The organism is Nocardia sp. NPDC058658 (assembly GCF_042716665.1).
GTDB lineage: Bacteria > Actinomycetota > Actinomycetes > Mycobacteriales > Mycobacteriaceae > Nocardia.
In genome coordinates, this window is sequence record NZ_JBHXRR010000027.1 from 1 (window position 1) to 9,798 (window position 9,798).

Consider the following 9,798-nt stretch of genomic DNA (forward strand, 5'->3'; position numbering starts at 1 on the left):
TCGAGTGGCTCGCGCTACAGGCCATGCACCCGCCGAGACCGAGAGGTCACAACCCTAACTGTTAGGGCTGCGGAAAGGATGGTGCCCTAGTGAGCCGGAACGTGAATTCGAAGCCCCAGCCGGACTCCTCGGGGTTCTCGGATTCCTTTTCGTCGAGCTCGGTCATCCCGAAACTTATGTAATGCCAGTGCGGCACGGGGTCGGCTCGCGGGTACACCCTGACCGGATCCAGCGGGTCGGGGCCACCCAGCGTCCAGGAGATCAGTGTCCCCCATTGCTGACCTTCGGTATCGCCGTATATCGGCTGTAGCGCGTTTTCGATAGCCATGAGGCCGGACGGATCATCCACGGGCTGATCTTAGTGAATGTGGTTGATGTACAAGGGATTACACCAGGTCTACCCCACCGGCGTGAGTCGCAGCCTCTCAGCCAGTTCGTTGAAGATGTAGAAGTTGGGGATGGTGCTGACGGGGCCGAGGGACATCCAGACGCCGGCGAGTTTGATGCGGATGTGGCCGCTGCGGGCGTCGATGAGTTGGATGTCTTCCCAGGGGAGGGCTTGGGTGCGGTAGGTGAGGGCGTCGAGGGAAAGGGCGAGGTCGCCGAAGGCGACTGTTTCGCCATTGTCGATGGCGGCTACCGCGGCGGGGAGTTGGGTTGCGGTGACGGCGGATTGGATGGCGCGGGCCCATTCGCGGGCGCGGGCGAAACCCTCTTCGTCGATGGTCGCCTGCACACCGTTGGGGCCCGACAGTTCCAGCAGGTAGGTGACGGGGGTGGTGTCGTGGAAGGGGATCTCGTGCTGACGCACTTCGGTGCTGTCCCAACGGAATCCGGCCACCCGCTGCCCCGAGCGGTACACGGTGACGCCGTGGTCGAACAGGTCGATGCGGGCGGCGCGGTTCTGCCGGTTGATCACCCCGCGGCGCAGCGCGAGCAGCACGGGCGCGGCGGCGATCACCAGCAGTGCGATACCGCCCTGCCACGCGCCGACCGCGGCCACGATGACGCCGATGGTGGCGATGCAGCCCGCGACGATGCCGCAGCCGCGTACGAAGGTGTCGTCGGCGGGGGTAGCGAGAAAGGTGTCACGGTGCGCGCCGAGATGCTGATACTCCGCCATCAGGTGTATCAACTGTGTCAACGGCACTGCGTGCCGCCTTTCGGCTACGTCCTCCGGCCTGTTCGGAGTGATCACTCGTCCCTCCATGAGGCGTTTTCATCCGCGGCGAAGCGTATGCGAACGGGCGGAATATTGCCACCGGTACAGTTCGGAAATCCTGGCCGCGACCGGGCGGAATGGTTCTGCCGATGGTAAAGCGACGAAGAATCCCGCCGCAGCGCCTTGGTCGTACGGTATGGGCGGCAACTCTTCGAACTGACTAGGGTCGTTGACGTGAGGTTTCTTGACGAAGGCGAGCCCACCGCACCCGTGATCGTGTGCATCCACGGCATTCCGGGTTCGGTCGACTGGTTCGCGGGTGTCGCCGAGCGGATGACGACCGAATTCCGGGTGATCCGGGTCGACATGCAGGAGTTGGGCGCCGACGGCGACTTCGGCGCCGCCGCCCGCACCGCCCCGCTCACCGCCCTGTTCGCCGACCTCGAGCTCACCGATGTGACGGTGGTCGGCCACTCCTTCGGCGCCGAGATCGCCCTGGAACTCGCCGCCACGTCGAGCCGGGTTTCGCGCGTGGTGGTCGTCGGCCAGGCTCCCGACTATCGGGCCGCGCGCATCCCGACCGTCGCGAAGTGGGTTGTCCGCCCGTGGGCGGTTCGCCTGGCCCAGCGTTGGACGCCGGCCCCGGTGATCCGCCTCGGCGGCCGCCCGGGCTTCGCGCCCCGCTTCCGCTACGACTCGGCACCGGGCCTGGCCGAAGCCCTGGTCCGCGACTTCCGTGCCACCCTGCCCGCAGGCCTCGCCTACGCGGTCGGCGCCAGAGCCGACGACTTCGCCGCGGCACCCCTCGATACCCGCGCCGAAGCCCTCGCTCAACCCGTCCTCGTCGTCCACGGCCGCCACGACCACCTCTACGACAGCACCGAAACCCTCGTCCGTTTCGCCGCCGCCGGTGCGCAAACCCATCTCGTGGAACACGCGGGCCACTCACCGCAGGTGGAGCAGCCGGACGAATTCGTCTCCGTGCTCAGCGAATTCATCGCTAGAACCCGCTGACCGCCGAGACCACGAAGGTGTCAGGCACGCCCTGACCCATCGGCCCGCCCTTGTCGAATTGCGACGACACGACAAGCGCCCGATCGCCCGAATGCACCAGCGTCGTAGGAATACTCAGTGTGGGATCGTGGAATTCGCCTGCGCGGGTGGCGGTTGCGCCGTTGTCGGTGAGCGTCCAGCGGCTGATGGTGTTGTCGAGATTGTGGACGATCCACAGCGTGTTGTCGCGCAGCTCCAACCCGTCACCGTTGCGAGCATCGCCGCCGCTCAGCGCTACTTTTCGGATGGGCTCCGCGCCACCGGCGAGATCGATGCGATACAGCTCGGCCGCTGACATCGCGACGACGATCAGATACCGTCCGTCCCGATCGGCCGCAATGCCGTTGAGCGCGAACGCCTTCGGATCGCCGGCCATCGCGGTCAAATCGTAGGCGACAGTTAATTCACTACTGCCGATCGCGGCTTTGTAGACGACATTGCGAACGCTGTCGGTCAAATACGCCGTCCCGTCGGCGCCGAAGTCCAGATCGTTGACGAATCGTGGTGCGGCACCGGGCACGTCGAATCGCGCGAGCAGCGCCCGCGAGCCGGTGTCGTAAACACTCACTCCCACACCGGAATCGATCACCCACAGTCGACCATTCGAATCGACTTTCACCCCGTTCGCCGTCTTCCTCCCGTCGGCACCCGCGGGCAGGAAGACCTCCGCGCGCGCGGCGTTTGCACCCGCGCGATACACCGAACCATCGGCGAACGACCCGACGTAGGTGTCCCCGTTGCGCGGGTCTAGGCCGATGCCCTCGGGGTACACGGCGTTGCCGGGCAATTCGTACGCCGTGCTCAGCGTGGGCGCGGCGGGCGAGGTCCCGCACGCGGCGAGGGTCAGGCAGGCGGCGGCAAGGGTGACGGTTCGCAACATGGTGAAGCCTCTCGGTGATGTAATGGCAAACATCAATCAGTAGGCAGTAACGTAGATTAGAGTCGTTATGATCGTCAACAGGGTTACGAATTGATGGGCGGATATCATGCACGCATGACGTCCATGCCCGCCGCCGAGAGGCTCGGCTCGTACCTCAAGCGGGCCGAGCAAGCCCTGATCGCGACGAAGACGGCCGCGCTGAAACCGGCAGGCCTGACCGTCCCGCAGTACAGCGCGCTGATGTACCTCGCGGAGAACCCCGGCATCTCGGCCGCCGCCTTGGCGAGGCTGGCGGGCGTCACCCCGCCGACGATGAACACTGTCCTGACCAACCTGCAGGACCGCGGCCTCGTCGATCGCACCCCCCACGAGTGGCACAAGAACGTGCTGGAAACCCGCCTCACCGAGCAGGGTCGTGCGGTGATGAACGACGCCGACGCGCGCGCGATCGCAGTGGAGCGCACCCTCGCCGAGCAATTCACCGCAGCCGAGCTGGCGGTGTTGCGGGAGCTGCTCACCCGCAGCACGCAGGCGCTCGACGAGATCCGCGACAACCCGGCGTGACGAAAAAAGCCCGCCGGATGGTCTCCGGCGGGCTTTGAAGAACTTCAGGTCAGCTCTCTACGGCGACCTTCACCTTGCTCAGCGTCTCCTGCATTCCCGCAATCAGATCGGCTTCGAACTTCTGCTCGCCGCCCATGGCGACCTTGATCGTCTTGACCAGCCAGCCGGGCAGGCCCTTGGGATCGACGGTGCGGGTCTCGACGACGCGCGTGCCGGTAGCGGTGGGGGAGAGTTCGTAGGTCCAGGTCGTGCGGTTCTCGTTCATCCGGAAAGCGAACGCCGTGTTCGGCTCGAAGCGCACGATCCGCGAGGTGGTCGGGTAGATCTTCCAGCCGACCTTGTTGACGTTGACGGTGAACGCGCCTTCGCGCACGCCGCCGACCGCGACCATCTTCACCGTCGTCGGGCTGAACTCGGACATCCGGCTCAGATCGGACAGGACCGACCAGACCTTCTCCGGCGATGCGGCGATGTCGATGCTGGCTTCGAGAGTGTTCGGCAACGGTGCCTCCGGGATATACGTGACGGACTGTCACGCTCAGCATAGGCACCTGGTTTCCGCCCTACCTCCGCCCGTGGGCGGATTTTTCGCATGCTGGTCGGAAAGGTTTTCAAAATTATTGCGGCCGTTTACCTTTCGGAGCACGGTCACGAGTTCCAGCATCGAGCCCCGGCTTGCTGGGCGGCAACCCTCCAGCGGCGGCGGGGTGCTCCGGGTGACGACCGGATGGCGGGACTCACCTGCTGTAAGCGTCTTTCTGGAGGTCTATCCATGTCTGTAGTCCAACTCGACGCCACTCGCGCCCCGGAAGCGGTGGCGACCGCGTTCGTCGTGGTGGCCGACCGTTTCCTCGGGATCACCGCGGACGAGCGGGTACACACCGTCTCGGGGCTGGTGGCGCTGTTGCGCAGCGGTCGGTTCGTCGATCAGGAACTGGCCGTTCACCTGGGCCAGGGCATCACCCGTCACGATCTCGACTACCTGGAGCACGTGGCGGCCGTGCACGCACCGCAGGCGCGAGTCCGGGTGGTCGGCGAGATCGCCGAGCCTGCGCGCAGGCACCATGTGCACAAGTACCAGCACTCCAATGTGCTGTTGGCGGGGCTGCGGCGTATCGAGGAGAACGCCTTCGAAGCGGATCTGCGTCTGGACAGCGACAACGAACTGCTGCTCGACCACCAGACCGGTGAGCACGTGCAGGGCATTGTGGTGATCGAGGCGGTGCGGCAGCTGTTCCTTGCCGCGTTCGAACTCGAGTACGGGGTGCGCAGGCCGCAGGAGCACTTCTACATCGTGTGGAACAACGTCGACCTGCGGTTCACTTCGTTCCTGTTCCCGCTGCCCGCGACGCTGCACGCCCAGCTCACGCCGATCTCGATCGACGATCCGGGCAAGCTGCAGTTCGTCATCGAGACCGAGGTGCGCCAGTTCGACAAGACCGTCGCCGGCTCGCGTATCGAGTTCACCGCGCTGCCCAACGACCGGATCGCCCAGATCGAACGGGCGAAGGCGGCCAAAGCGGTCACCGCGCATCTGGGGGTGCCTGCGTGAGCGGTCAGCGCCCGAGGGCTGCGTTCTTCGACGTGGACGAAACCCTGATCACGGTGAAGTCGATGTTCACTTTCCTGCGATTCTGGCTCGCCGAGAACGGTGACGACGGCAGCGAATACGCCCGTGTCACCGACGATCTCAAAGCCAGGGCCGAGGCCGGTGCGCCGCGCGAGGAGATCAACCGGGAGTACTACCGGACCTACCGCGGTGTCGAGTACGCCGCGCTGGTGGCGGCCGGTCAACGCTGGTTCGACGAGTTCGCGGCCGAGGGTGCCGCGTTCTATGCCGATGCGGTGCAGGCACTGCGGGAGCACCGGGACTCCGGGGTTCGCACGGTACTGCTGTCCGGTTCTTTCGCACCGGCGATCGCACCCGTGGCCGCCGCGGTAGGCGCCGACCACATCATCGCCACCGAACCGCTGGTCGACGCGAACGGCGTGCTCACCGGCGAGGTGCGCGAGCCGATGATCGGCGCGGCCAAGGGGGAGGCGGTGGTGGAGTACCTGCGCGAGCACGGCATCAGCGCCAACGACACCTGGGGTTACGGCGATCACGGCACCGACCTGCCGTTCCTCTGGTTGGTGGCCCGCCCCGCCTACCGCGGCACCGACCCGAAACTGGTGGCCGCCGCGCGCAGCGGCACCTGGCGGCACCTGAGCGACCGCCTCGGCGACGCGACCGGCAACGAATTCTCCGATGATCGAAAGGTGGCTTCCGTATGGTGAAGCGTCTGTACGACCTGACCCCCACCACCCAGGGGCCGCTCTACCCGCCCAGTGAAATCGTGGATGCGGCAGGCGATTTCATCGTCGTCGGATTCCTGAACGAGGCCGGTCCCGATGGCTCGGTAGTCCGGCGCTGGGGCCGAGCCGTGGTCGCGGCCGACACCCCACTGCCCACCTTCGGCGAAAGTCTGCCCTACAAGGTGATTCATGAACTGCCGGAAGAACTCTCGGCCGAAGACAGCGACCTGGTCCTGCACACGCTCCCACTCCCGTTGCCCGCCAACAACTATCCCATCGTCTTCGCGCCCGACCAGCTACCGGCGGCCGCCACGGTCACCCGCCCCAGCTACCCCTTCCACGAAGTCCCCATCCCCGACCTGCGCCCCGAAGACGGCCGCAAACTCACCGCCCCCGTCACCCTCGGCGACTGGCTGAAAGCCCGCGGCACAGTGGAAGTCTCGATCACCGACGACGACCGCAACGCCCACTTCGCCTTCGAACTCGCCGGCCTGATCCCCGACTCCCTCTACACAGTGATGTCCCTCCGATCCCACGACCTCGACCCCGAAAACCCCACCCGCCCAGGCCCTCTCGGCATCCCCAACGTCTTCATCACGACCCCCGAAGGCACCGCCACCTACCAGGCCACCCTCCCCAACCCCTTCCCTGACCCGAAAACCCCCGGCGCCAACCGCGTCATCAGCGTCGTCGTCCTCTGGCACAGCTATCAACAGAACTACGGCGGCGCCATAGCCCACTTCGGCCTGGGCGGCGACATCCACGCCCAACTGAAACTCCCCACCCCCACCTTCGAAGAATTCCGCACCCATCCCTGAACCCGATCCGCCCGACGCCCGCATGCCGACCGGCGTGCGGGCGTTCGTGCTGATCCGAGACGTCAGCCGGCCGCCTGGTCGGCCTCGGATTCGTCGGGATACGCGAAGTCCTCGATGGTCCAGGGGTCGGTGGTCCGATCGCGCCAGGCCACGCGGCCCGCGGGGAGCGTGACGAGCTCGGCCAAGGACGAGTCGCCGGCCACCACGTGTTGGATGTGGACGAGCGTGGCGGTGTCGGCGCCCAGCGGAGCGTCGGAGCCATCACCGATGAACCAGTCGCCGTCGGTGGTGCCCTCACCGTCGACACCGAGTGGCGCGAAGGCGTCGAGGACCGCCTTGCGTACCTCGGGCCGCAGGCATCCCTGTGCCGGGATGAGGCGAACGGTGCAGTCCGCCTACCGCCGGTGACTCCTGCCCTGTATCTCATCGACACGTCGGGCCTGTTTCGCATCATGCAGGACAAGCTTCGCCGAGCCTGGGCGGACGAGCTCACGGCAGGGGTGATCGCGACCTGTCCGATCGTCGAACTCGAATTCCTCTATTCGGCCAGGTCGGCAGCCGATCGGATCGAGAAGAAGCGGCTCCTCCGCAGTGTGTTCGGGTGGGTGCCGATGGATGATCGTGCCTACGAACGCGCAGCGCAAGTGCAAGAACTGCTCACCGCCACCGGACAACATCGGTCTGCCGGTCCGGTCGACCTGATTGTCGCCGCAACCGCCGAGCGCGCTGGCCTGACCGTCCTCGCCGACGATACGGACTACCTGACCGTCGGCCGAGTGACGCTGCAGCCGGTCCGAATGGTCACCGATTTGCCGAGAACCTGAGCTCTTCGATGGCGACGCAGAACTCTCGGGCCGGGGCGCCACCGAGGTGACGGCCCGGCCCCGATCGGTGGGTCAGGGTGTGCGGATCCTTGTGGAAGCGAAAGCCAGTGCGGCTCCGATGAATCCGAGTGTTGCGATAGCTAGTGCTACAGCTGTGAATCCGTTTCCGGCTACCAGGTTGGCCAGTTGGGGGCCTGCGCTGGCGCCGAGGAACAGGGCGAAGGTGTAGACGGCGGTGGCGGCGCCTCTGGCTTCGCCTGCTCGGGCGGCGATGGCTTGGACGGCTGCTGGGGCGGCGATTGCTATTGCGGCTACGAAGACGAAAAGCCAAGTCCCCAGCCAGATTCCACCGAAGGGTAGGGCTGCGATGGCGGCGGTGGTTCCGGCTGTTGTCAGAGAGATGATCAGGCGGCGTTCCGGGTTGATCGCACCCAGTCTGGTCGCCAGGAGCGGGATTGCGATCATCGCGGGGATGGCGCTGGCCCGCAACACCAGTAGGGCGGTGCTACTGGTGCCGACGCCTTCGGGCGGCGCGAGTTGTACGCCGGTGTAGATCCCGACGAAGGAGCCGAGGACGGCAAGGCAGCTGAGGTAGAGCAGGGCCAGGCGTGGCGCGCGCAGCAAGGAGGCGAATGCGGTGAAGGCCGAGGCCGTCGATGCTGTCGAGTCGGCGCGTCGCCCTGGTTCGAGTACCGCCCGCAACAGCAGTGCCGAGATCGCGAAACCCGCCGCGCCGACCACGAACACCGCTTGCCAGCCGAACGCGGCGTCGACGAGTTGCGCGAACACCTGCGCGAGCACGCCCGCGCCGAGGAACGAGCTGGTCAGGCAGGTCAGGGCAAAGACCCTGCGCTCCGGCGCGATGCGTTCGGCGAGGTAGGCGAACGCGGCCGGTGCGAAGAACGAGGCCGTCAACCCCTGCACCACCCGCGCGGTGATCCCGGCTCCGAGACTCGGTGCCGCGATCACCGCAAGGGTGGACAAGGCCGTCGCCGCCAGACCCCCGACGATCACCGGGCGGCGTCCCCATCGGTCCGACAGCGGGCCGGTGACGAGGAAGCCTGCGCCGTAGGCGAGCCCGAAGGCAGTGGTTGTCCAGGTCACCGCGGCGCGGGTGGTGTCCCACGCCGCGGCCAGCTCGCCGAGCACCGGCAGCACCACGTAGAGCTGTCCGACGACGAGAATCCCGACGGCACAGATCGTCGCGACCGTCCGCCCCGTCGGCGCCCATGTCGCTTCAGTAGTCGCCGGCGAGCTCACGCGCCCGCTCCTGCGCGGCAGCGAACCCGACCTGCGGGTCCTCGGTGAGCACGGTGGGCGCGAAGCGGATCTCGGCGACGTCCTTCACGCCGATGAATCGCAACCAGTCGTGCACGAACGGGGTGGCGAAGTCGCTGCCGAACTGGATCGGCACGCCCGGCTGGTGCACGCCACTGGTGAACACCGTGACCGCGCGCTTGCCTTCCAGGAGCCCGCTGTAGCCGACCTCGGGATCGAAGCCGAATGCCCAGCCGGGCTGGGTGATGATGTCGATGTACTGCTTGAGGATGTAGGGCACGCCGTGATTCCAGATCGGGAGGTTGACGACGTAGAGGTCGGCGGCGGCGAACCGGTCGAAGACGGTGCGGGCCTGTTCCCAGGCGGCGACCTGTTCGGGGGTCTGTTCGGAGCCGGTGAACACGGCCAGTTTGGCCGCGGCGGCGTCGGTGCCGAAGTCGGGCAGTCCGGCTTCGAACAGGTCGAGCGTGTCGACCTGCAAGTCGGAATCCTTCGCTGTGAGCGCTTCGGTGAAAGTGGTTGCGATAGCACGGGATTGGCTGAGTTCGCCGCGTGCGGAGGCGTTGATGTGCAGCAGTGTGGTCATGAGAAAAGAAGTACCGAGCACGGCGAACCGCGACAATGATTTGTCGCACGCTGCGCGGATTGTCGAGTGCGCGCCGCAGTTTTTGTCTCGAGCTGATCGCAAAACACCCCGCGCCGAATCGTCGCAGCTAGCGCCGTATCCGAGTGCCGCGCAACCACATCGAGTACCCCGAAGTCGAAAAGGCCACGCCCGAATCCGCTGCTAGATTTCGGCCCACGGTCACGAGTATCAGCACGTTCGAGCCCCGGCTCGCTGATCGGCAACCCTCGCTTGCGGTGGGGTGCCCCGGGTGACGACCAGGCGATATCGATCGGGTATCGCAAGCGCTGTCTTCACGA

The 9,798-nt window shown here is 66.3% G+C and carries 13 protein-coding genes and 2 riboswitches; of the genes, 6 read left to right on the forward strand and 7 right to left on the reverse strand.

Going from position 1 to position 9,798, the window contains the following annotated elements:
• Positions 1 to 61 precede the first annotated feature (61 nt).
• Entirely contained in the window at positions 62 to 349 is a 288-nt protein-coding gene (locus ACFWUP_RS27235) for a suppressor of fused domain protein (RefSeq protein WP_379238822.1), read from the reverse strand.
• Positions 350 to 397: 48 nt separating this feature from the next.
• A complete protein-coding gene (locus ACFWUP_RS27240; protein WP_379238823.1) occupies positions 398 to 1,150 on the reverse strand; it encodes a DUF6585 family protein in 753 nt (250 codons plus the stop codon).
• Between the two features lie 246 nt (positions 1,151 to 1,396).
• Here ACFWUP_RS27240 and ACFWUP_RS27245 point away from each other — a divergent pair, with 246 nt between their 5' ends.
• Positions 1,397 to 2,176 carry an alpha/beta fold hydrolase gene (locus ACFWUP_RS27245; RefSeq protein ID WP_379238824.1) on the forward strand — a complete coding sequence of 260 codons (780 nt, stop codon included), beginning with the start codon at positions 1,397 to 1,399 and terminating at the stop codon, positions 2,174 to 2,176.
• Here ACFWUP_RS27245 and ACFWUP_RS27250 read toward each other — a convergent pair.
• Positions 2,163 to 3,095 (reverse strand): SMP-30/gluconolactonase/LRE family protein, encoded by a 933-nt coding sequence (locus ACFWUP_RS27250; RefSeq protein ID WP_379238825.1) that lies wholly within the window; start codon positions 3,093 to 3,095, stop codon positions 2,163 to 2,165. The two genes, ACFWUP_RS27245 and ACFWUP_RS27250, sit on opposite strands and share 14 nt — an antisense overlap.
• A gap of 114 nt (positions 3,096 to 3,209) precedes the next feature.
• Between ACFWUP_RS27250 and ACFWUP_RS27255 the strand changes: the two genes are divergently transcribed.
• On the forward strand, positions 3,210 to 3,659 hold the full coding sequence (locus tag ACFWUP_RS27255; RefSeq protein WP_379238826.1) for a MarR family winged helix-turn-helix transcriptional regulator: 450 nt from the start codon (positions 3,210 to 3,212) through the stop codon (positions 3,657 to 3,659).
• 49 nt (positions 3,660 to 3,708) lie between these two features.
• Here the strand turns inward: ACFWUP_RS27255 and ACFWUP_RS27260 are convergent, their stop codons facing one another.
• Complete coding sequence (locus ACFWUP_RS27260) at positions 3,709 to 4,161, reverse strand: SRPBCC family protein (RefSeq protein WP_379238827.1); 453 nt, start codon at positions 4,159 to 4,161, stop codon at positions 3,709 to 3,711.
• A 144-nt stretch (positions 4,162 to 4,305) separates the two neighbouring features.
• Positions 4,306 to 4,418: riboswitch (SAM riboswitch) on the forward strand.
• Between the two features lie 13 nt (positions 4,419 to 4,431).
• Between ACFWUP_RS27260 and ACFWUP_RS27265 the strand changes: the two genes are divergently transcribed.
• The 3 genes from ACFWUP_RS27265 to ACFWUP_RS27275 are packed head-to-tail and all read left to right on the forward strand — an operon-like array spanning position 4,432 to position 6,772.
• Complete coding sequence (locus ACFWUP_RS27265) at positions 4,432 to 5,211, forward strand: AfsA-related hotdog domain-containing protein (protein ID WP_379238828.1); 780 nt, start codon at positions 4,432 to 4,434, stop codon at positions 5,209 to 5,211.
• On the forward strand, positions 5,208 to 5,936 hold the full coding sequence (locus ACFWUP_RS27270) for an HAD family hydrolase (RefSeq protein WP_379238829.1): 729 nt from the start codon (positions 5,208 to 5,210) through the stop codon (positions 5,934 to 5,936). Before ACFWUP_RS27265 ends, ACFWUP_RS27270 begins: the two co-directional genes overlap by 4 nt.
• The gene (locus ACFWUP_RS27275; RefSeq protein ID WP_379238830.1) at positions 5,930 to 6,772 is read left to right on the forward strand and encodes a hypothetical protein; all 843 of its coding nucleotides are present in this window, start codon (positions 5,930 to 5,932) and stop codon (positions 6,770 to 6,772) included. The genes ACFWUP_RS27270 and ACFWUP_RS27275 overlap by 7 nt, the downstream gene beginning before the upstream one ends.
• A gap of 62 nt (positions 6,773 to 6,834) precedes the next feature.
• Here ACFWUP_RS27275 and ACFWUP_RS27280 read toward each other — a convergent pair whose 3' ends face one another.
• Entirely contained in the window at positions 6,835 to 6,975 is a 141-nt protein-coding gene (locus ACFWUP_RS27280; RefSeq protein WP_379238831.1) for a hypothetical protein, read from the reverse strand.
• 12 nt (positions 6,976 to 6,987) lie between these two features.
• Between ACFWUP_RS27280 and ACFWUP_RS27285 the strand changes: the two genes are divergently transcribed.
• Positions 6,988 to 7,596, forward strand: a complete 609-nt coding sequence (locus ACFWUP_RS27285) for a PIN domain nuclease (protein WP_379238832.1) — start codon at positions 6,988 to 6,990, stop codon at positions 7,594 to 7,596.
• A 72-nt stretch (positions 7,597 to 7,668) separates the two neighbouring features.
• Here the strand turns inward: ACFWUP_RS27285 and ACFWUP_RS27290 are convergent, their stop codons facing one another.
• Both ACFWUP_RS27290 and ACFWUP_RS27295 read right to left on the reverse strand, forming a co-directional pair.
• Positions 7,669 to 8,856 carry an MFS transporter gene (locus tag ACFWUP_RS27290; RefSeq protein ID WP_379238833.1) on the reverse strand — a complete coding sequence of 396 codons (1,188 nt, stop codon included), beginning with the start codon at positions 8,854 to 8,856 and terminating at the stop codon, positions 7,669 to 7,671.
• Positions 8,834 to 9,460, reverse strand: coding sequence for an FMN-dependent NADH-azoreductase (locus tag ACFWUP_RS27295; protein ID WP_379238834.1), 627 nt, complete (start codon positions 9,458 to 9,460; stop codon positions 8,834 to 8,836). The genes ACFWUP_RS27290 and ACFWUP_RS27295 overlap by 23 nt, the downstream gene beginning before the upstream one ends.
• A 217-nt stretch (positions 9,461 to 9,677) precedes the next feature.
• A riboswitch (SAM riboswitch) is annotated at positions 9,678 to 9,792 on the forward strand.
• The last annotated feature ends 6 nt before the right edge of the window (positions 9,793 to 9,798 follow it).